Genomic DNA, 21,085 nt, shown 5'->3' with positions numbered 1-21,085 from the left:
CAATCGCCCGCCTCTCTAGCACACGACAGCACGTTGTAAAGCCTGAGGAACAGCACCGTTGGTGTCCTTGGGAAGCCATTGTTTCGCAAAGAATTGTGGCTCGAATGGACGGGATTTGAGGCCACTATCCGACCTCGAAACGCACCCGTCCCAGGTCGGTGATCGCGAACGGCAGTTCCAAGGTTACCGGCTGGAAGGCGGCGGCGTTCGCGACTTGGACCCTGATCGCCCGATCGGCCTGGTCGGCCCCGCGGCGCCAGACCAGGACCTCGCCGTCGACCGGTTCGAGGCTGAAGACGCTGACCCGGTTGCCCTCCGCGACCGCGGACGCCCGGCGGGAGCCGTGCTTGTGCGCCCAGACGGTGAAATAGGGGTGGCCCGGGGTGTCGCCGCGCAGCTTCCACAGGAGCGCGGTCTTCATGGATTCCACGATCAGGTTGGTGCGCTCTCCCAGGCTGGCCCCGCTGCGCGAAAGGAAGCCCTGGATTTCCCGCGCCCGGCTCAACGAAAGCCTGGCGGTCTTGGCGTCCGGATCCAGCGTGACGCCCGACAGCAGGGCGGGCGTGTAGGCGATCGCCGCCCCGGCCTGGGCCATCCGGATCCAGAGGTCCCAGTCCATCGTGTAGTGCAGATCGTAATCCAGGCCGCCGACATCGCGATAAAGCGCGTTGCGGAAGAAGCAGCTCGGCTGGGCGATCAGGTTCTCCCGACCCAGGCGGGCCAGATCGTCCGAGACGTTCGGGTGGTAGCCGACGACCTCGCCGCGCATGTTGAGGAACTCCGCCTCGCCATAGACCACGTCGTGGGTTTCCAGGGCTCGAAGGACGGCGTCGGCGCCGTCGCGGACCAGGAAGTCGTCGTGGTTGAGCCAGCCGACGACCGGGCTCCGCAACGCCCGGAAAGCCTTGTCCAGGCCATGCGACTGGCCGCCGTCGGGCTCGGCGAAATAGGCCGTGATCAGGTCGGCGACGGGCGCGAACCGTTCGCGAACGCTTGGGTCGCCGGAGGCGTCGCTGACGGCGATCTCCGTCACGCCGAACGCCCGCATCGACTGGATCGCATGGTCCAGCGCGCCGCTGACGTTCTTCAGCGCCATCGCGATGCCGACGCCGGCGGTCACGTCGCGCGTCCGCGGCGGTCGGTGGCAAGCCTGGACATCAGGCGGTTTGCCGAAGGAACCAGTCGTAGGTCTCGGCGACGCCCTGGCGCAGCGAGATGCGGGGGGACCAGCCCATGCCGCGCAGCTTGTCGGCGCTCATCAGCTTGCGCGGCGTGCCGTCGGGCTTTGAGGGATCGGTGCAGATCCGCCCCGAGAAGCCCACCACCTCGCAGACCAACTGAGCCAGCTCCAGGATGGTGACATCCTCGCCCGAGCCGACATTGACGTGCTCGAAGTCGGAATAGGTCTTCATCAGATGCACGCAGGCGTCGGCGCAATCGTCGGCGTTGAGGAATTCGCGACGCGGCGTGCCCGTGCCCCAGATCGTGATGCTGTCGGCGCCAGACAGCTTGGCCTCGTGGGCCTTGCGCATGAGCGCCGGCAGCACGTGGCTGGAATTGAGGTCGAAGTTGTCGCCTTGGCCGTACAGGTTGGTCGGCATGGCGCTGATGAAGTCGGCGCCGTACTGTTTGCGGTAGGCCTGGGCCAGCTTGATGCCGGCGATCTTGGCGATCGCGTACCACTCGTTGGTCGGCTCGAGCGGGCCGGTCAGCAGGCTGTCCTCGCGGATCGGCTGCGGGGCCAGCTTCGGATAGATGCACGACGATCCGAGGAACATCAGCTTGGACGCACCGTTACGGTACGCGGCGTCGATGATGTTGGCCTCGATCATCAGGTTGTCGTACAGGAAATCGACCGGATAGGTGTGGTTGGCCAGGATGCCGCCGACCTTCGCCGCGGCCACGAAGACCGCGTCGGGTCTCTCCTGAGCCATCCAGGCCTGGACCTGGTCTTGACGCTTGAGGTCGACGACCTCGCGCCCCGCCGTGATCACCTCGCAGTTTTCGGTCGCGAGTCGCCGCACGATGGCGGAGCCGACCATCCCACGATGGCCGGCTACCCAAACGCGCTTGCCCTCCAGGGAGAAGCGCGCGTCATTCGGCATTGCGGCGCTGCTCCTTGGCCACGGCGATCATGTCGGCGGCGACCATTTCGGCGCACAGCTGCTCCCACTTGGTCTCGTGGACCCAGCCGAGCTTTTCCTTGGCCTTGGTCGGGTCGCCGATCAGCAGTTCCACCTCGGTCGGGCGGAAATAGCGCGGATCGACCTCGACCAGCACCTTGCCGGTTTCGGCGCACGTCCCCTTCTCGTCGACGCCCGAGCCCGACCAGTTGAGGGTCACGCCGGTTTCCGAGAAGGCCTTGGTCACGAAGTCGCGCACGATCGTCGTTTCGCCGGTGGCGAGGACGTAGTCGTCAGCTTCTTCCTGCTGCAGCATCAGCCACATGCCACGGACATATTCCCGGGCGTGGCCCCAGTCGCGCTTGGCGTCCAGGTTGCCCAGGTAGAGCTTGTCCTGGAAACCCTGCTTGATGGCCGCGACCGCGCGGGTGATCTTGCGGGTGACGAAGGTCTCGCCGCGCAGCGGGCTCTCGTGATTGAACAGGATGCCGTTGCTGGCGTGGATGCCGTAGGCTTCGCGGTAGTTGACCACGATCCAGTAGCCGTAGAGCTTGGCCGCGGCATAGGGGCTGCGCGGGTAGAACGGGGTCTTCTCGCTCTGCGGCACTTCCTGGACGAGGCCGTAGAGCTCCGAGGTCGAGGCCTGGTAGAATTTGGTCTTCTTCTCCAGGCCCAGGATGCGGATGGCTTCCAGCAGGCGCAGCGTCCCCACCGCGTCGGCGTTGCCGGTATATTCGGGGGTCTCGAAGCTGACCGCCACGTGGCTCTGGGCGGCCAGATTGTAGATCTCGTCGGGTTGGGTCTGCTGGACGATCCGGATCAGGTTGGTGCTGTCGGTCATGTCCCCGTAGTGCAGGATGAACCGGGGGTCCTTTTCGTGCGGGTCTTGGTAGAGGCTTTCGATCCGGCCGGTGTTGAACGACGACGAACGGCGCTTCACGCCGTGCACCGTGTAGCCTTTCGACAGCAACAATTCCGACAGGTACGCTCCGTCTTGACCGGTCACGCCCGTAATTAGAGCTACCTTACCCGTTGCCAATGTCTCTCTCCGAATACCGGGACCTGCGTCCGCAAAGTTGTGGCGCTCCTAGCGCATTTCGGTCGCAGGGCCAACCGATGCTCGCGACATTCCAATAGGAAAGCGATACATTTATCGGGACGCCGCCCGCGCTGTTTTCGGAGCGACGAACGTTCGACAGCTAGCCGGACGGTTCGGAAAAGAGAAGGAAAGTCGTTTTTTGATCGTTTGGTTGGCGTCGTTTCCGCGTTCAGGAAACACCCTCGTCCGGACCGTTTTACAGTCGGTGTTCGGCCTCAAGAGCTACTCGAAATACGAGGCCAAGGCGTCCCGTAGTCCCAAGGGCATGGCCGACCATCTGGTCTCCGCCATCGGCGCGGTGTCCTACGACGGCGACTATCCCGAGTTCTACGCGTCGGCCCAGGCCGACCCCGGGGTGACGGTGGTCAAGACCCACGACCAGCCCGAGGATGGGGGCCAGGCGATCTACGTCGTGCGGAACGGATTGGTGGCCACCGACTCCTATCGGCACTACCGCATCCAGATCGACGAACAGCATGCGCCGTGGCCCGAGATCGTCAACGGCGGCACGCCGTTCAACAACTGGTCGCTTCACCTGGACGCCTGGAATCCCCTGGAGCGGCCCGACACCCTGCTCCTCACCTATGAGGCTCTGGTCAGGGAACCGACGGCCGCGCATGCACGCATCGCCGAATTCCTGGACGTCGAACCGGTCGCCGCCTGGGTCGATCCCTGGGCGAGCATGAACGCCGCCCGTCCCGACTTCTTCCGCCGAGGGCAGGCCGGGGTTCCCGACACCCTGACGGGCGAGGAGATCGAGATCTTCATGGCCCGGCACGGCGAATGGATGAGACGCCTGGGGTACGCTCCCTAGTCATCCATCCGTTCCCCAGAGCCTGTCTGCCGGGTTCAGATGGAGCCATCTGAACCCGGCGACGGGGCGAACCGCTTCGCCCAGGCGCTCTAGAGGACGAGACCCTCGCTCGTCGTCAGCTGACCGTTGATGGTCAGCAGGAAGTCGGCGAGGCCGTCTCCGTTGACGTCCAGCGTCAACCGGGTGGTGTCGTTGGCCTGGTCGTAGGCGAAGGCGGCTTGGCCGGCTTGGCCGTTCAGCGCCGCCACCAGCGTGAAGGCGTCGTCCTGCAGGGTCGCGGTGTTGGCGTCGATCGCCGATAGGTCGATGCGATCATGTTCGGCCAGGCTGAAGTCCCAAATCCGGTCGCCCCCGGCCGCCGAGGATTCGCCGGTCGTCACGTACAGGAAGGTGTCCGCGCCGGATCCGCCGTACAGGGCGTCGTTGCCGCTCTCCCCCCGCAGCGTGTCGTCGCCGGCCTGGCCATAGAGGGTGTTGGCGCCGCTCCCGCCGATCAACATGTCGGAGCCGGCGGAGCCCACCACGCCTTCGATGGAGCTGAAGGTGTCGCCGGCTGCGCCCGCCTGGCCTGAGCCCAGGCCCAGATCGACCCAGACCGCCGACGCCTCGGTGTCGTAGCGCACCAGGTCGTAGCCGTCGCCGCCGCGAAGGGCGTCGGCGCCTGCGCCGCCATACAGGTGGTCGTTGCCGTCGCCGCCCTCCAGGGTGTCGTCTCCGGCGCCGCCGCTCAGCAGGTCGTCGCCGCCCTGGCCGTAGAGCGTGTTGACGCCGCCGTCTCCGACGAAGGTGTCGGCAAAGCGCGAGCCGACCAGGCCCTCGATCTGGACGAGGATGTCGCCGGTCGCCTCACCCGTGAAGCCTTTGCCCTGGGCAAGGTCGACCCAGACCCCTTCCGCAGCGTCGTCGTAGCGGGCCAGGTCCACGAAGTCTCCGCCCCGCAGCAGGTCCGCGCCGATTCCGCCGTAGAGGTGGTCGCTGCCCTGGCCGCCGTCGAGCACGTCGTCTCCGGCCATGCCTCGCAGCACGTCGTCGCCGGCCATGCCGTAGAGCGAGTTCGCTCCGGCGTCGCCGGTGAAGGTGTCCGCGTAGAAGCCGCCCTCCAGGCCCTCGACGCCGGTCAGCACGTCACCCGAAGCCGAACCGCCGTTGACGCCGGTCGTGAGGTTGACCACCGCCGCGGACGTCTCGTTGTAGTTCGCGACATCGAAGCCTGCGCCGCCGCGCAGGATATCGGCGCCGGCGCCGCCGAACAGGTTGTCGTCGCCGTCGCCGCCCTCCAGCACGTCGTTGCCGCCGAAGCCCTTCAGCACGTCGTTGCCGGCCTGGCCGTAGAAGATGTTATCGCCGGCCCCGCCGTAGAGCGCGTCGCCGAAGGCGGTTCCGACGATGCCCTCGATCGAGGTCAGGGAGTCGCCCTGGGCGTCTCCGCCAGACCTGCTGCCGCCGCCGAGATCGACCGACACGGCCGCCGACGAGAAGTCGTAGCGGACGAAGTCGAAATCGGCGCCGCCGTCGATGATGTCCGCTCCGGCGCTGCCGTAGATGTGGTCGCCGCCCGAACCGCCCAGCAGACGGTCTACGCCGGCCTCGCCATAAAGCCGGTCGTCGCCGGCCCCGCCGTCCACGGTCCCGCCAGCGGCGGCCGTGTAGACGACGTCGTTGAAGGCCGAGCCCGTCAGGCCTTCGATGCCGGTCAGCGTGTCGACGCCGCCGCCGCCGGTGTCCTGGGCGCCGGTCGTCCCCAGGTTCACCGTCACCGCCGACCTGGCCGAGGCGTAGCTGGCCACGTCGTAGCCGGCCCCGCCCAGGAGGGTGTCGGATCCGTCACCGCCGTCCAGGATGTCGGCGCCGTCGCCGCCGTCCAGGACGTCGTTGCCGCCGAAACCCTTCAGCACGTCGCTGTCGGCCTGGCCGTAGAAGACGTTGTCGCCGGCGCCGCCCTGGATGACATCGGCAAAGGCGCTGCCGACGACCCCTTCGACGCCCGTGAGGGTGTCGCCCGCCGCGTCGCCGCCGCTCGCGACGCCGGTGGACAGATCGACGGACACGCCCGCGCCCGAAGAGTCGTAGCGCGCGAAGTCCAGCCCGGCTCCGCCGTCGATGACGTCGGCCCCGGCGCTGCCGTAGATGTGGTCGTTGCCCGCGCCGCCAAGCAGGAGGTCCGAGGCGGCTCCGCCATACAGTCGGTCGTCGCCCGCGCCGCCTTCCAGAACGGCGCGGAGAACGCCGGCGTAAAGGGTGTCGTCGAAGGCCGATCCGGACACGCCTTCAATGCCGCTCAGGGTGTCGAGGCCCGCGCCGCCGGTGTTCTGGGGACCGACGGTCGCCAGGTTGACAGTCACGCCCGCCTTGGCCGAGGCGTAGCTGGCCACGTCGTAGCCGGCTCCGCCATCCAGGACGTCGGCTCCGGCGCCGCCGACGAGGGTGTCCTCGCCGTCCGCCCCGTTCAGCACGTCGTCGCCGTCGGTGCCGGTGATCTGGTCGGCGCCGGCGGATCCCGTCACCGAGACCGAGGAACCGGCCAGCACCTTCTGGCCGAAGTCCACCGCGCCCGCGGCGGCCAACACCAGGCCCGTGATCGGTCCCGCGCCGTTGTAGCCCGCGATCGTGGTGAAGGCGGCGAACTGGGCGGCGGTGGCGATGGTCCCGCCATTCAGGCGCTCGACGTTCGAGATCACCAGGTTGTGGATGTCCGAACTCGAAATGGCGTCGACGCCCGATCCGCCGTCGACCGAGCCGACCAGGCCGCCGGCCAGGTAGAACAGGTCGTTGTCGGCGCCGCCGTCGGCGGCGATTTCGCCGCCGCCCGAGCCGATCGAGAACGTGTCGGCGCCGGCTTCGCCCCAATAGCGGTCCACGCCGGAGTCGGGTGCGCCGCCGAAATCGACGGCCAGGCCCAGGACGTCGTCGCCCGCTCCGCCAAACAGCTGGTCCTGGCCCAGGCCCGCATACAGGGTGTCGTTGCCCAACCCGCCGTGCAGGATGTCTTCGCCCCCGCGGCCGAAGAGGGTGTCCGCGCCCGCTGTGCCGGTGATGTCGTCGGCGCTGTCGGATCCGGTGACGGATACGGCGCCGACGGCGTTCTTCGAGAAGTCGATCACGCCGCCGCTGGCCAGCTTGAGGACCGCGGCCGAGAACATCGCCTCGATGCGGGCGAAGGCGGCGAACTGCGCCACCGTCGCGGTGACGTTGTTGCCCGAAAGCGTCTCGACGCCGGTGATCTGAAGCGCGGCGATGTTGGCGTCGCGGACCTTCAGCGTGTCGGTTCCCGCGCCGCCGTCCAGAACGCCCTGGCGGTCGCCGTTGGTGATCTCGAACCCGTCGTCGCCGTCGTCGCCGTAGACCGCCATCACCTTGTTGCCGCTGATGAGCGTATCGTCGCCGGCCCCGCCGCGCAGGATGTCGTCACCGCCGACATAGTCGCCAGCATAGAGGAAGTCGTTGCCCGCCCCGCCTTCCAGGACGTCCTTTCCCTCGACGAAATTGTAGTCCGAGGTTGTGGTGAACGGATAACTGTAGACGCCGCCGTACAGGATGTCGGCCCCGTCGCCGCCCTTCAGCAGGTCGTCGCCTGCGCCGCCGCCCAGGCGGTTGTCGCCCCCATCGCCGGCGATGATGTCGTTCAGGGCCGAGCCGCGAACGCCTTCGATGCCGATCAGGGTGTCGATCCCGCCGCCCAGGGTGTTCTGGGCCACGGTGAAGATCAGCTGCACGTCGACGCCGGAGGTCGCGGCCGAATAGTCGGCGAAGTCGATCCCGGATCCGCCGTTCAGGACGTCGGTTCCCGCGCCGCCCACCAGCGTGTCGCCGCCGCCGCCGCCGTTGAGGGTGTTGTTGCCCGCGCCGCCGACCAGCCGGTTGTCGGCGGCGTCGCCGGTCAGGGTGTCGTCAAACGCCGAACCCACCAGGTTGGCGATCTTGGAAAGGGTGTCCGAGCCCAGGCCGCCGCCGACGTTCTGCGCGCCCGTGAGGTTGAGGTCGACGGTGACGCCGCTGGTCGCGTCGTCGTAGAGCGCCGTCGAGGAGAAGGCGCCCGTCAGGATGTCGTCGCCCTTGCCGCCCTGCAGCGTTCCGCCGGCGGTCAGCACGTCGTTGAAGTCGGACCCCTGCAGGCTCGAGATGCGCGACAGGGTGTCGGCGCCCGCGCCGCCCGTGTTCTGCGCGCCGAAGATCAGCGTCGAGACGGTCACGCCGCTGGTCGCGCCCTGGTAGGACACGACGTCGTCGCCGCCGTCGTCGTCGAAATAGTCGTCGCCTTCGCCGCCAATCAGGATGTCGTGGCCGTAGCCCCCGCGGAGCTGGTCGTTGCCCGCGCCGCCCATCAGGAGGTCGTCGCCGTCGCCGCCGCTGAGCTGGTCGTTCCCCTCGCCGCCGACGATTTTGTCGTCGCCGCCGTAGCCGTTCAGCTTGTCGTCCCCGGCGCGGCCGTCGATTTCGTCGTCGCCACCCAGGCCGATGATCAGGTTCGCTCCGGCGTCGCCATAGGCCCGGTCGTCGTTGTCGCTCAGGGTGACGTCGGTGAAGCCGACCAGCGTGTCGACGCCCGACGAGGCGCCGATCGCGACCCCTTCGGCCAGGTACACGGTCACGGCGGCCGTCTCGCTCGCGAAGCTGACCGTGTCGTGGCCGCCGCCGCCGCCCAGCAGCACGTCGTCGCCTGCGCCGCCGTCGATGACGTCGTCGCCCGCGCCGCCGTCGATGCGGTTGGCGCCCGCGTCGCCGGTCAGGGTGTCGTTGAACGCGGAACCGAGAATGTCCTCGATATGGTTCAGGACCTGGCTGAAGCCGAGGCCGTAGGCGCTGGAGCTCTTAAGGTTCACGACGACGCCGTAGGACTGGTCGTCATAGGCGACCAGGTCGCGGCCGTCTCCGCCGTCGAGGTTGTCGGTAACCGAGGGATAGCTCACGCCGAGGCCGCCGCGCAGCAGGTCGTCGCCGCCCTCGCCCATCAGGGTGTCGCTGCCCGCGCCGCCGTTCAGGACGTCGGCGTCCAGACCGCCGACCAGCAGGTCGTCTCCGTCGCCGCCTTGAAGGGTGTCGCGGCCGTTTCCGCCGTCCAGCGTGTCCGCGCCCGGACCGCCGATCAGCAGGTCGGCGCCGTCTTCGCCATACAGCGCGGCGTCGCCGTCGCCGGCATGGAGCTCGTCGTCGCCCGCGCCGCCATGGATCTCGGTCCGGCCGGCGCCGCCGTAGATGACGTCGTTCCCCGCCTCGGCGTAGAGGGTGATGCGCTCGACGCCTTGCAACTGCGCCCTGGTCACGCCGTTGAGGGTCAGCAGATTGTTCTGGGCCGCCGATCGTCCGTCGAAGAACAGGTTCCCGCTCAGGGTATAGCTGAGCCGCACGATGGCTTCATCGACACCGGCTCCGCCTTGAACGATGACCTCGTCGCTGAGCGTGAGATCGAAGACATCATCGCCGTCGCCGCCTGAAAGGGTGGAAACGCCGAGGTTGTCGAAGCCGTAATATTGCAGGCGATCGGCGCCGGCGCCGCCATCGACGACGCCTCGGGTGCTTCCCCAGAGCTCCAGATAATCGTCGCCGTCCCCGCCCGTCAGCGTGACGGCGGCGCTCGAGGTCCGGTAATGGCTCGCGAAATGGATCGCGTCGTCGCCCGCGCCGCCGTCCATCACGACCGTGTTGAAGGTGGTCCGGTCGGAACGGAACACATTAAGCAGGTCGTTTCCGTCGTCGCCGTAGAGCTGGTCGTCGCCGGAACGGTCGTCGATGAAGTCGTCGCCCGCGTTACCGTGGACGATGTCGTCTCCAAGCCCGCTCTCGATCTGGTCCTGACCGGCGCCGCCCTGAATGATGTCGGCCCCGCCGCCGCCCTTGATGAAGTCAAGCTCGCCCGAGCCGGTCAGGGTCATCCCCTGGACCGGACCGCCGAGCGGATCGTAACCCGCGAAAGAGGTCGCGGTGAAGGTCGTCGCGACCGTGTTGTTGAAGACCAGGACGGTTTGGTAGGACGACGAGCCTGGGAAAATGCTCATCTCGAGCCAGGTGTCGGCCCCTTGCTGGGTCAGTCGAAGATAGCCGTCGGCGAAGGGGTTGCTGCGCTGGTCCCAGCCTGGCAGGCCCGAGCCGGTGGGCGTGGAAAGGTTGTAGGCGAGAAATTCGCCCATGTTGAGGGCGTCGGCGGAAGCGCCGGCGACCTGGAAGTCGGTGATGGTGGCGCGGAGCCCTCGCTCGGCGGTATAGAACGTCACCAGATCGTGACCGTCGCCCAGCGTGATCTGATAGTCGTCGCCGTAGCGGATCGATATGTCGTCGTCGCCGGCGCCGCCGTCGATCGTGGTCTTCGCGGAAGAGCCTGTGTCGCGGCTGGCGTAGATGCGATCGTCGCCTTCTCCGCCGACCAGCCAGTATTCGCTCAGCGGGTTGTCGTCGGAGACGTAGAGCGAGTCATTTCCGGCCTCGCCGTAGTAGTGCGCGACGTGGGCGCCCGTGCTGCCGTTCCATGTCTGCAGGGCGTCGTTCCCGACTCCCCCGCGCAGGATGTCATTGGCGCCGCCGCCGCCATCGAAGAGTCCGTCATTGCCGGCTCCCCCTTCGATGAGGTTCGAACCCACGTCTCCTCTCAGGATGTCGTCCTGGGCGGAACCCCGAACGTTCTCGATCCCGATCAGCGTGTCGGAGGCCAGGCGCCATTCCCAGCTGACCCAGCCGCCAAGGGTCTGCTGCGCGTCCGGATTTCCGAGGTCCAGCGTGACCGACCAACTGGCCCAGGTATAATCGACGGTGTCCACGCCGTCGCCGCCGTTGATCGTATTGGCGCCGAGACCGCCGCTTAGCGTGTCGTTGCCCCCGCCTCCGGTGAGGGTGTCATCCCCGTCGCCTCCGACCAGGACGTCATCGTTCACCGTTCCATTGATGTCGCTCATCTGACGCCCCGACGCCACCCAACTCAGGCAACCTCCTTAGCGTGGTCATGGTTGGGTGGCGAGGTCTTTATGCAATCTCTGCGGGCGCGGCTTTCGGGCGAACCGCCAGGCCGCGAGACTGCCGCTCCGGCCGTTCCGGGGCTCCCAGCGGGTCCCGAGGCCTAGGCTTGGGCCGCCGCCGCCACGGCCTCGGCGGTGATGCCGAATTCCTTGTAGAGCCGCTCGTACGGCGCGCTGGCGCCGAAGCCCGTCATGCCGACGAACTTGCCGTCCTCGCCGATGAAGCGCTCCCAGCCCATGCGGACGGCGGCCTCGACGGCGACGCGGACCGGCGCGTCGCCGATCACCGACGCTCGGTAGGCGGCGTCCTGCCGCTCGAACAGCTCCCAGCAGGGGGTCGAGACGACGCGGGTCGGCTTGCCCTGGCCCTGCAGGATGTCGCGGGCCGCCACGGCGACCGAGACTTCCGTGCCCGAGGCGAAGATCGTCACCGCCGCCTCGCCGCCCTCGGCGGCCAGCAGCTCGTAGGCGCCCCTGGCGGACAGGTTCTCGGCGGCCGTGTCGCGCACGCCCGGGACCTTCTGGCGCGACAGGCACATCACCGACGGGGTGGCGGCCTGCTCCAGGGCGATCTTCCAGCACTCGGCGGTCTCGACAGCGTCGGCCGGACGGAAGACCAGCAGGTTGGGAATGGCGCGCAAGCTGGCGACGTGCTCGACCGGCTGGTGGGTGGGGCCGTCCTCGCCCAGGCCGATGGAGTCGTGGGTCATCACGTGAATGACCTTGGCGCCCATCAGGGCGCCCAGGCGGATCGCTGGCCGGCTGTAGTCGGCGAAGGCCAGGAAGGTGCCTGAATAGGGGATGACGCCGCCGTGCAGGGCCATGCCGTTCATGGCCGCGGCCATGCCGAACTCGCGCACGCCATAGTGCACGTAGCGGCCGGCGTAGTCGGGGGCGTCGAACGGCTTCATGCCCTTGACGAAGGTGTTGTTCGAGCCGGTCAGGTCGGCCGAGCCGCCGACCATGTCGACGACCGTCGGGATCAGCTGGTCCAGGGCCGCGCCCGAGTGCACGCGGGTGGCGTTGCCCGGCTTGGTCCTGGCCGCCTCGGCGATGTGGGCGTCCAGCGCCTTGAAGGCGTCGGCCGGCAGCTGGCCCTTCATGGCGCGGGTGAAGTCGTCGGCCAGGGGCGAGGCCTGCACGGTCGCTTCCCAGGCCTTGCGGGCGCGGGCGCCGCGGCGGCCGATGCTCTTCCAGGCCTTGGCGATGTCCTCGGGCACGGTGAACGGCTGGGCGTCCCAGCCCATGGCCAGGCGCGCGTCGCGGATCTGGTCGTCGAACAGGGTGTAGCCGTGGCTGTGGGGGTCGCCTTCCTTGGGGCCCGCGCCCTTGGAGATCAGGGTCTTGCAGGCGATCAGGGTCGGGCGGTCCTGGCGGGTGGCCCAGCGCAGGGCGGCGGCGATCTTGCCGTGGTCATGGCCGTCGACGGCCTTGACCGCCCAGCCGGCGGCCTTGAAGCGGGCCAGCTGGTCGCCGGTCTCGGCGATCGTGGCCTCGCCGTCGATGGTGGTGTTGTTGTCGTCGAACAGCACGGTCAGCTTGGAAAGCTTCAGGCGGCCGGCGAGGCTGATCGCCTCGTGGCTGACGCCCTCCATCAGGCAGCCGTCGCCGGCGATCACCCAGGTGCGGTGGTCGACGACGTCCTTGCCGAACCGCGCGGCCAGGTGCGCTTCCGCCATCGCCATGCCCACGGCGGTGGCCAGGCCCTGGCCCAGCGGACCGGTGGTGGTCTCCACGCCCGGGGTGTGGTGCACTTCCGGGTGGCCGGGGGTCAGAGAGCCCCACTGACGGAAGTTCTCGATCTCCTGCATGGTCACGGCCTTGAAGCCGGTCAGGTGCAGCAGGGAATAGAGCAGCATCGAGCCGTGGCCGGCCGAGAGCACGAAACGGTCGCGGTCGGCCCAGTCGGGCTTGGCGGCGTCGAACTTCAGGAACTTGCCCCACAGCACCGTGGCCACGTCGGCCATGCCCATCGGCATGCCCTGGTGACCGGACTTGGCCTTGTGGACGGCGTCCATGGAAAGGACGCGGATCGCGTCGGCCATCTTAACGGGCGAAACGGGCATGAGAGTTCCGGGTTGTTCTTGATCGGGCGGGGCTGCGCGAGGCCGCGAGTCGCACGATGACCCCCTGGGGTCAACCCGCGAGCCGGCCCGCGAGCTCTGCCGGAGCGTCTGCGTGGGCGCTATGCAACAACGTCCGCACGCGTTATAGCTGGAGACAGGCTTATGCTCATTTTTAGCATAACTTCGAAAGGCCGGGTGTCTTGAGTTCTCCGTCGTTCTTCTCGCCCTATCGCCATGGCTTCGTCCGGGTCGCCACGGCGGTTCCCAAGGTCAAGCTGGCGGACCCGGCCGCCAACGCCCAGAGCGTGCTCGCTCTGGTGCGCCAGGCCCATGACGCCGGTGTCGCGGTGCTGGTGCTGCCCGAGCTGGGCCTGACCGGCTACACGGTCGACGACCTGCTGCAGCAAGACGTGTTGCTCGACGCGGTCGAGGCTGCGATCGCCATCCTGGCCCAGGAGAGCAAGACCTTGTCGCCGCTGTTCGTGGTCGGCGCGCCGCTTCGCGACGCTGGCCGGCTCTACAACACCGCGGTCGCGATCCAGGGCGGTCGGGTGCGGGCGGTGGTCCCCAAGAGCTTCTTGCCCAACTACCGGGAGTTCTACGAAAGACGCTGGTTCACGCCAGGCTCGGGCGTGGTCGGCCGCACCCTGGACCTGGCCGGCCAGGCTGTGCCGTTCGGGACCGACGTGCTGCTGCGCAACCTTGGAGACACGGCCTTCACCGTCGGTATCGAGATCTGCGAGGACGTCTGGACGCCCGCCCCGCCCAGCACCGCCCAGGCCATGGCCGGGGCCGAGATCCTGCTGAACCTGTCAGCCAGCAACATCACGATCGGCAAGTCCGAGACCCGCCGCCTGCTGTGCGCCAGCCAGTCGGCCCGGACGATCTCGGCCTATGTCTATTCGGCGGCCGGCGCGGGCGAGAGCTCGACGGACCTGGCCTGGGACGGCCATGTCGACATCCACGAGATGGGAAACCTGCTGGCCCAGAGCCCGCGCTTCTCGACCGGGGCGGTGATGGCCGTGGCCGACGTCGACGTCGCCCGGCTGCGGCAGGAGCGGATGCGGGTCGGCAGCTTCGGCGACTCCACGACGCTGAGCCCCCCCGAGGCGCCGTTCCGCATCGTGCCGCTGGACTTCGCGCCGCCGGCCGGCGACCTGGCCCTGGTCCGGCCGATCGAGCGCTTCCCGTTCACCCCGTCCGACCCGGCCAAGCTGGCCGAGAACTGCTACGAGGCCTACAACATCCAGGTCCAGGGCCTGGCCCGCCGCGTCGAAGCCACGGGCTCGAAGAGCCTGGTGATCGGCGTTTCGGGCGGGCTGGACTCCACCCACGCCCTGATCGTCGCCGCCAAGGCCATGGATCAGCTGGGCAGGCCGCGGTCGGACATCCGCGCCTACACCCTGCCGGGCTTCGCCACCTCCGAAGGCACCAAGTCGAACGCCTGGAAGCTGATGACGGCCATGGGGGTCACCGCCGAGGAGCTCGACATCCGGCCGGCGGCCCAGCAGATGCTGGCCGACCTCGGCCATCCGTTCGCCAAGGGCGAGCCGGTCTATGACGTGACCTTCGAGAACGTCCAGGCGGGCCTGCGCACCGACTACCTGTTCCGCCTGGCCAACCATCACAAGGGCATGGTGGTCGGCACCGGCGACCTGTCGGAACTGGCCCTGGGCTGGTGCACCTATGGCGTCGGCGACCAGATGAGCCACTACAACCCCAATTCCGGGGTGCCCAAGACCCTGATCCAGCACCTGATCCGCTTCGTGGCCGCCTCGGGCGACGTGGACGCGGCGACCAGCGACCTGCTGGAGGACATCCTGGCCACCGAGATCTCGCCGGAACTGGTGCCGGGCGAAGAGGTTCAGGCCACCGAAAGCTTCGTGGGCCCCTACGCTTTGCAGGACTTCAATCTCTACTACCTGACCCGCTACGGCATGGCGCCGTCGAAGATCGCCTTCCTGGCCTGGACCGCCTGGCGCGACGCGACCGCCGGCGCCTGGCCGGCCGGGATCCCGGAGTCCGCCCGGCGGGCCTACGACCTGCCGGAGATCAAGCGCTGGCTGGCGCTGTTCCTGAAGCGGTTCTTCGCCAACCAGTTCAAGCGCTCGGCCATGCCCAACGGGCCGAAGATCTCGTCGGGCGGCGCCCTGTCGCCGCGCGGCGACTGGCGCATGCCCTCGGACGCCACGGCGGATGCGTGGTTGGCCGAGCTCGACGCCGGACTTCCGGCCTGAGACCGAAAAACGCCAGCATCTTCAATATGTCTCTGGTCCGAGGGGGGCGATGTGCTACCTCACGGGTTGTGAAATCAAAGCGTTTGGCGTGGGGGAAGTCTTGGCCGCCATCTATCCGGTGATCCTTTGCGGAGGGTCGGGAACTCGTCTTTGGCCGGCTTCGCGCGCGGACCGTCCCAAGCAGTTCCTGAAGCTGATCGGCGATCGCTCAAGCTTCCAGGACACGATCCTGCGGGTCATGGACCTGCCGGGCGCCGACGAGATCGTGGTGGTCACCGGCGAGGCGATGGCCGAGCTCGTCGAGCGCCAGGCGCTGGAACTGGGCGTCAGGCTGACCGTGATCATCGAGCCGGAGGCGCGCGACTCCGCGCCGGCCATCGCCGCGGCGGCGGCCTATGTGCAGTCGGTGTCGCCCGACGGGGTGGTGCTGATGCTGGCCGCCGACCACCACATCGCCGAACCCGAGATGTTCCGCGAGGCGGCGCTGGTGGCGATCGAGGCCTCCCGAACCGGCTTGATCGTGACGTTCGGCGTGCAGCCGACCTCGCCCGCGACGGGCTTCGGCTACATCAAGCCCGGCGGCGTCCTGCCCGGCGGCGTCAAGGCGGTCGCGGCCTTCGTCGAGAAGCCTGACCTGGCCACGGCCAAGGCCTATATCGAGGACGGCTACTACTGGAACAGCGGCAACTTCGCCTTCACGGCCCGGACGTTGCTGGACGAACTGGCGGTGTTCGAGCCGGCGATCCGCGACGGCGCGATCGGTTCGGTGCGCGACGGCCGACGCGACGGCGTACGGCTGCACCTCGACCGCGAGGCGTTCGCGACGACCACCAAGAAGTCGCTCGACTACGCGGTCATGGAGCGCACCAGCCGCGCCGCCGTGGCGCCGGCCGCCTTCACCTGGTCGGACCTGGGCGCCTGGGACGCGATCTGGGAAGCCTCGATCCGTGACGCCCAGGGCAACGCCGCCAGCGGCGACGTCCACCTGATCCGGTCCAAGGGCGTGTTGGTGCGGTCCACCGGCCCCTTCGTCGGGGCGATCGGGGTCGAGGACCTGCTGATCGTCGCCGAGCCCGACGCGGTGCTGGTCTGTCGGCGGGATGACGCCCAGGGGGTCAAGACCCTGGTCGATGTGCTGAAGGCCAGCGGTCGCGACATCGCCCACCGCCACGCCATCGCCATCAGCGGCGGCGTCGAACGCCAGCCGGTGACGAAGTCGGCCAGGGCCGAGGTGCAGATCTGGCGGATGGAAGCCGGCGCGGTGGCCAGCCTGCCATCCAGCTCCATCCAGGTTCTGGACGGCGAACTGGTCGCCGAGGGCGCGACCTATGCGGCCGGCGCCCGGGAAGATCTCCATTCGCCGACCCTGGTCCGCGCCGCTTCCGCCAGCGCCGTGCTGGTCACGACATGGCTTTGACCGCCCGGTCCAGCTCCAGGATCGCGCAGACGATGTGGTAGAACGAGCTGGCGGGGGCGGCTTCATCGACGAAGGTCCCGTCGGCCCGCAGCTTGTCGCGCCACAGGCCCTTCACCGGCACGTCGAAATATTTGGTCAGGGCCTCGGCGCCGTTGGCGGCGGTGGTCCACCAGCGCGCGTCGCCGGTCACCTGGGCCGCCAGCACCCCGGCCTTGATCTGTTCGGTCTGGGCCCAGAGGCGGGCGATGTCGTCGTGCACGCTCATGTCGTCCAGCAGGGCGAAGATCGCCACGCCGCGCGCCGGGTCGACGCCCGGGCCGTCGCCGATCGCGATCATCCGCAGGGCGGCGGCGATCGCGTCGTCGCGACCGGCCAGCTTGCCCCAGCGCAGAAGCAGCCAGGCCCATTCGAACTGGTGACCCGGCTCGATGATCCGGCCGTCGACGCCGGGCGCGGGATTCCAGTCGCCGTCATAATATTCGCGCAGGCCGCCGCTCTTCGGGTCGATGAACTTGCTCAGCGCCAGTTCGGCGATCTCGTCGGCCATCGCCCGCCATTGCGGATCGCCGCCGGCCTCGACCCAGGCCAGGCTGGCCTCGAACAGGTGCATGTGCGGGTTGGACAGCAGCGGCAGAGAGCGCGGGACGCTTTCCTCGAAGCCGGCGATGGGGTGCTTGAGCGTGGCGTAGAGCGCGTCGCGCAGGCTCGTCGCCAGCGCCGGCAGGTCGGCGCGCTCGGGCAGGACCGAACTGGCCATGGCCAGGCCGAACAGGCCGAAGGCCTGGTCGTAGAGGTCCACCTTGTCGTCCAGGGGCGAGCCGTCGCTGGCCACCAGGGTGCGCATGAAGCCGTCGGGGCGGCGATACTTGCTCAGATAGAAGTCCAGGCCGTGTTCCAGAGCCTGCTTCCACGGGCCGTCCCAGCCCAGCAGGCCGGCCACCGCATAGGAATAGATCTGCCGGGGCTGGACCCGCGCCCGGCGCGGCGCCTCGACCGGCGTTCCGTCCAGGGCGATCTTCTCGAAGAACCCGCCCTGGACCTTGTCCGCGCCGATTTCCCACCAGACGGGGAAGGCGTGATCGAGGGCCCAGGCCTTGAGGTCGTCGCGCAGGCGGACAAGGCGGGCGAAGTCGTCGGTCATCTGCGGTCCTTGGGCGGAAAGGGGCTTTCGAAAGGTTCGCCGTTCTAGGCCGTCGCGCTGGGGTTCGCCAAGTCCGCTGGCCGCCTTGTCGCGTCGCGAGGCCTGTCGTAAGGCCAGGGCATGTCCCGAAAAGCGCCGCTGAAAGCCGTCTTCTTCGATCGCGACGGGGTGCTGAACCTCGACCACGGCTATGTCTGCGAGCCTGAGCGGCTGGACTGGATCGAGGGCGCGCGAGAGGCGGTGGCGAGGCTGAACGCCGCCGGCGTCAAGGTGCTGGTGGTCACCAACCAGTCGGGCGTGGCGCGCGGCTATTTCACCGAGGCCCAGGTCGATCTTTTCCACGCCGCCCTGCAGGCGGGCCTGGCCGAGGTCGGCGGACGGATCGACGCCTTCTATGTCGCGCCCCACCACGAGGACGCCGTCGACGAACGCTATCGCCATCCTGACCACCCCGATCGCAAGCCCAATCCCGGCATGATCCTGCGCGGCCTGTCGGAGTGGGCGCTGGCGCCCGAAGAGACCGTGCTGGTCGGCGACAAGGGGTCGGACGTCGAGGCCGCCCGTCGGGCCGGCGTCGAGGGGCTGAGGTTCCCCGGCGGCGACCTGCTGGCCTTCCTGCGCCAAAGCCTGGGCGAGCGTTTTCCCGCGACCGGCCTTGGCGGGGGAGCGCGGGACCGATAAACGAACTCAAACCCCCGGAACCAAAGCGCAGACCCATGCAGATCTTCCTCGACAGCACCGACACCAAGGTCATCGCCGACCTGGCTTCCACCGGCCTGGTGGACGGGGTGACCACCAACCCGACCCTGATCGCCAAGGCCGGCCGTCCGATGCTGGAGGTGATCGCCGAGATCTGCGACCTGGTGCCGGGCCCGATCAGCGCGGAGGTCGCCGCCACCACCCACGAGGCGATGGTCGCCGAGGGCAAGAAGCTGGCCGCCATCGCCCCGAACGTGGTCGTCAAGATCCCGCTGACCCGCGACGGCCTAATCGCCTGCGCGGCCTTCGCCGGCGAAGGCATCTCGACCAACGTCACCCTATGCTTCTCGCCGACCCAGGCCCTGCTGGCCGCCAAGGCCGGCGCGACCTACGTCTCGCCGTTCATCGGCCGCCTGGACGACTATGGCTTCGACGGCATGGACCTGATCCGCGACATCCGCGCGATCTACGACAACTACGGCTACGAGACCGAGATCCTGGCCGCGTCGGTGCGCAACGTCGCTCACGTCAAGGACGCGGCGATCGTCGGCGCCGACGTGGTCACCATCCCGCCGGCCGTGTTCGGCGACCTGTTCAAACACCCGCTGACCGACAAGGGCCTGGAGCAGTTCCTGAAGGATTGGGCCGGAACGGGGCAATCGATCCTCTAGATCGATCGTCTTCGCCTGATTATCGCGCGCCCCCGGATTTAATCCGGGGGCGTTTTATTGTGCAGCTGCGAACTGGGTTCGCATTTGCGAGTTCATGCGTTAGGGTCCTGTCAACCACGCGGGAGCGCGCCCATGAACGCCGCCGACATCGCCGTCGAGATCTGCATCGCCTCGGCCGAGGAAGCCCTGCGCTTCTCCGGCTTCGTCCGGGACTTTCTGGCCCGTAACGGCTTTCCGTTCGTGATGATCCACGATGCTCCGGATCTTTCCGGCGAGCGCCGCAAGGTGGTGTTCGAAGACGCCGGCGTCGGCCGCAAGTTCGCCCGAGAATGGCGGATGGACCGGCTCGCCGCCTGCGGAGCCTGAGGCGGCGCGCGCGCTTGCAGCCAAGCTCGCGTAACGATGTTTGCGCTTTCGCGAAACGGGCATAGATAGGGAGATCATTTCTCTCTGTCGCCGAGTTGCGCCATGAACGACCCCAAATCCACCCTTCCTCCGGTCGTCGGTTCCGCGCTGGATCTGATCGGCCGCACGCCGATGATCGAGGTCCGCAATCTCGACACCGGCCCGTGCCGGCTGTTCCTGAAGCTGGAGAACCAGAACCCGGGCGGCTCGATCAAGGATCGCGTGGCCCGCTCGATGATCGAGGCCGCCGAGGCCGACGGCAGCCTCAAGCCGGGCGGTACGATCATCGAAGCCACCGCCGGCAACACGGGCCTGGGCCTGGCCCAGGTGGCGACGCTGAAGGGCTACAAGCTGATCCTGGTGGTGCCCGACAAGATGGCGCGGGAGAAGATCCTGCACCTGCGGGCCATGGGCGTGGACGTCCGCCTGACTCGCAGCGACGTCGGCAAGGGTCACCCGGAATACTACCAGGACATGGCCCAGACCCTGGCCCAGTCGATCCCCGGCGCGATCTATGTCAACCAGTTCGAGAACCCGGCCAATCCGCTGGCCCACGAGACCACGACCGCCCCCGAGATCTTCGAGCAGATGGACGGCGACATCGACGCGGTGGTGGTCGGCGTCGGCTCGGGCGGCACCCTGACCGGCATCGGCCGGTTCATGGCCCGCCATTCGCCGAAGACCCAGATGGTGCTGGCCGATCCGGTGGGCTCGATCCTTTGCGACTACGTCGCGACCGGAACCTATGGCGAGGCCGGCTCGTGGATCGTCGAGGGCATCGGCGAAGACTTCATCCCGGCCAACGCCCAGATGGACTTCGTGCGGAAGGCCTATTCGATCAGTGACCGCGAGAGCGTCGACACAGCCCGCCTGCTGCTGCGCAAGGAAGGCGTCCTGGCGGGCTCGTCCTCGGGCACCCTGCTGGCGGCGGCGCTGCGCTGGTGCCGCGAGCAGACCGAGCCGAAGCGGGTGGTGACCCTGGTCTGCGACACGGGCGCCAAGTACCTGACCAAGATGTTCAACGACATGTGGCTGGCCGCCCACGGCTTCGACCAGCGTGAGCTGCACGGCGACCTGCGGGACCTGATCGCCAAGCGCTACGCCGACGGCGGCGTGGTGGCCATCGGGCCGGACGACACCCTGCTGACCGCCTACAACCGCATGCGCAGCAGCGACATCAGCCAGCTGCCGGTGGTCGACCACGGCAAGCTGGTCGGCATCCTCGACGAAAGCGACATCCTGGCCGCCGTCGAGGGCGTCGAGGACGATGATCGGGGTCCCAAGTTCAAGACCAAGGTCGGGGCGGCCATGACCAAGGCGGTCAACACTCTGCAGTCCACCCAGGGCGTCGACGCCTTGCCCGACGTGTTCGACCGGGACGAGGTGGCGCTGGTCTGCGACGGCGACGAGTTCGTGGGCGTGATCACCCGCGTGGATCTGATCAACCACCTGCGCCTGAGCGCCTAAAA

13 protein-coding genes are annotated in these 21,085 nt (G+C 68.3%); 7 read left to right on the top strand and 6 right to left on the bottom strand.

Annotated elements, in window-relative coordinates; translation table 11 throughout:
• Positions 1-124: 124 nt before the first annotated feature.
• Genes G3M57_RS25400 through gmd form a run of 3 tightly spaced genes read right to left on the bottom strand, consistent with a single transcriptional unit; the run spans position 125 to position 3,162 of the window.
• The gene (locus tag G3M57_RS25400; protein WP_163233499.1) at positions 125-1,120 is read right to left on the bottom strand and encodes a glycosyltransferase family protein; all 996 of its coding nucleotides are present in this window, start codon (positions 1,118-1,120) and stop codon (positions 125-127) included.
• Between the two features lie 37 nt (positions 1,121-1,157).
• Positions 1,158-2,105 carry a GDP-L-fucose synthase gene (gene fcl / locus G3M57_RS25395; RefSeq protein ID WP_163233498.1) on the bottom strand — a complete coding sequence of 316 codons (948 nt, stop codon included), beginning with the start codon at positions 2,103-2,105 and terminating at the stop codon, positions 1,158-1,160.
• Entirely contained in the window at positions 2,095-3,162 is a 1,068-nt protein-coding gene (gene gmd, locus G3M57_RS25390; RefSeq protein WP_163233497.1) for a GDP-mannose 4,6-dehydratase, read from the bottom strand. Before gmd ends, fcl begins: the two co-directional genes overlap by 11 nt.
• 199 nt (positions 3,163-3,361) lie before the next feature.
• Between gmd and G3M57_RS25385 the strand changes: the two genes are divergently transcribed.
• Positions 3,362-4,036, top strand: coding sequence for a sulfotransferase domain-containing protein (locus tag G3M57_RS25385; protein ID WP_308424038.1), 675 nt, complete (start codon positions 3,362-3,364; stop codon positions 4,034-4,036).
• An 89-nt stretch (positions 4,037-4,125) separates the two neighbouring features.
• Here G3M57_RS25385 and G3M57_RS27680 read toward each other — a convergent pair whose 3' ends face one another.
• Together G3M57_RS27680 and tkt are read right to left on the bottom strand one after the other, a co-directional pair.
• The gene (locus G3M57_RS27680) at positions 4,126-10,920 is read right to left on the bottom strand and encodes a calcium-binding protein (protein WP_163233495.1); all 6,795 of its coding nucleotides are present in this window, start codon (positions 10,918-10,920) and stop codon (positions 4,126-4,128) included.
• A gap of 161 nt (positions 10,921-11,081) precedes the next feature.
• Complete coding sequence (tkt, locus tag G3M57_RS25375; RefSeq protein ID WP_163233494.1) at positions 11,082-13,046, bottom strand: transketolase; 1,965 nt, start codon at positions 13,044-13,046, stop codon at positions 11,082-11,084.
• A gap of 200 nt (positions 13,047-13,246) precedes the next feature.
• Here tkt and G3M57_RS25370 point away from each other — a divergent pair, with 200 nt between their 5' ends.
• Together G3M57_RS25370 and G3M57_RS25365 are read left to right on the top strand one after the other, a co-directional pair.
• The gene (locus G3M57_RS25370; protein ID WP_163233493.1) at positions 13,247-15,283 is read left to right on the top strand and encodes an NAD(+) synthase; all 2,037 of its coding nucleotides are present in this window, start codon (positions 13,247-13,249) and stop codon (positions 15,281-15,283) included.
• A 100-nt stretch (positions 15,284-15,383) separates the two neighbouring features.
• Complete coding sequence (locus G3M57_RS25365) at positions 15,384-16,700, top strand: mannose-1-phosphate guanylyltransferase/mannose-6-phosphate isomerase (protein ID WP_163233492.1); 1,317 nt, start codon at positions 15,384-15,386, stop codon at positions 16,698-16,700.
• Here the strand turns inward: G3M57_RS25365 and G3M57_RS25360 are convergent.
• Positions 16,684-17,841 carry an AGE family epimerase/isomerase gene (locus G3M57_RS25360; protein WP_163233491.1) on the bottom strand — a complete coding sequence of 386 codons (1,158 nt, stop codon included), beginning with the start codon at positions 17,839-17,841 and terminating at the stop codon, positions 16,684-16,686. The two genes, G3M57_RS25365 and G3M57_RS25360, sit on opposite strands and share 17 nt — an antisense overlap.
• Before the next feature lie 120 nt (positions 17,842-17,961).
• Here G3M57_RS25360 and G3M57_RS25355 point away from each other — a divergent pair, with 120 nt between their 5' ends.
• The 4 genes from G3M57_RS25355 to G3M57_RS25340 all read left to right on the top strand — a co-directional run bounded on the left by G3M57_RS25355 (position 17,962) and on the right by G3M57_RS25340 (position 21,083).
• The gene (locus G3M57_RS25355) at positions 17,962-18,522 is read left to right on the top strand and encodes a D-glycero-alpha-D-manno-heptose-1,7-bisphosphate 7-phosphatase (RefSeq protein ID WP_163233490.1); all 561 of its coding nucleotides are present in this window, start codon (positions 17,962-17,964) and stop codon (positions 18,520-18,522) included.
• Between the two features lie 35 nt (positions 18,523-18,557).
• Positions 18,558-19,211 (top strand): fructose-6-phosphate aldolase, encoded by a 654-nt coding sequence (fsa, locus tag G3M57_RS25350; RefSeq protein ID WP_056754923.1) that lies wholly within the window; start codon positions 18,558-18,560, stop codon positions 19,209-19,211.
• A 132-nt stretch (positions 19,212-19,343) separates the two neighbouring features.
• Positions 19,344-19,577: a hypothetical protein gene (locus tag G3M57_RS25345; RefSeq protein ID WP_056754926.1), complete on the top strand. Its 234-nt coding sequence runs from the start codon at positions 19,344-19,346 to the stop codon at positions 19,575-19,577.
• 102 nt (positions 19,578-19,679) lie between these two features.
• A complete protein-coding gene (locus G3M57_RS25340) occupies positions 19,680-21,083 on the top strand; it encodes a pyridoxal-phosphate dependent enzyme (RefSeq protein ID WP_163233489.1) in 1,404 nt (467 codons plus the stop codon).
• The last annotated feature ends 2 nt before the right edge of the window (positions 21,084-21,085 follow it).

The sequence above is a fragment of the Caulobacter rhizosphaerae genome, from assembly GCF_010977555.1.
GTDB classification, from domain to species: domain Bacteria; phylum Pseudomonadota; class Alphaproteobacteria; order Caulobacterales; family Caulobacteraceae; genus Caulobacter; species Caulobacter rhizosphaerae.
Note: the sequence above shows the minus strand (reverse complement) of the source record. Positions and strands in the feature narration are given on the sequence as shown.

What these genes read in the sequence shown, in the direction of transcription:
- G3M57_RS27680 (WP_163233495.1), bottom strand. Translation starts at nt 10,920, where the DNA reads ATGAGCGACATCAATGGAACGGTGAACGATGACGTCCTGGTCGGAGGC.
- fcl (WP_163233498.1), bottom strand. Translation starts at nt 2,105, where the DNA reads ATGCCGAATGACGCGCGCTTCTCCCTGGAGGGCAAGCGCGTTTGGGTA.
- G3M57_RS25355 (WP_163233490.1), top strand. Translation starts at nt 17,962, where the DNA reads ATGTCCCGAAAAGCGCCGCTGAAAGCCGTCTTCTTCGATCGCGACGGG.
- fsa (WP_056754923.1), top strand. Translation starts at nt 18,558, where the DNA reads ATGCAGATCTTCCTCGACAGCACCGACACCAAGGTCATCGCCGACCTG.
- G3M57_RS25340 (WP_163233489.1), top strand. Translation starts at nt 19,680, where the DNA reads ATGAACGACCCCAAATCCACCCTTCCTCCGGTCGTCGGTTCCGCGCTG.
- G3M57_RS25345 (WP_056754926.1), top strand. Translation starts at nt 19,344, where the DNA reads ATGAACGCCGCCGACATCGCCGTCGAGATCTGCATCGCCTCGGCCGAG.
- tkt (WP_163233494.1), bottom strand. Translation starts at nt 13,046, where the DNA reads ATGCCCGTTTCGCCCGTTAAGATGGCCGACGCGATCCGCGTCCTTTCC.
- G3M57_RS25360 (WP_163233491.1), bottom strand. Translation starts at nt 17,841, where the DNA reads ATGACCGACGACTTCGCCCGCCTTGTCCGCCTGCGCGACGACCTCAAG.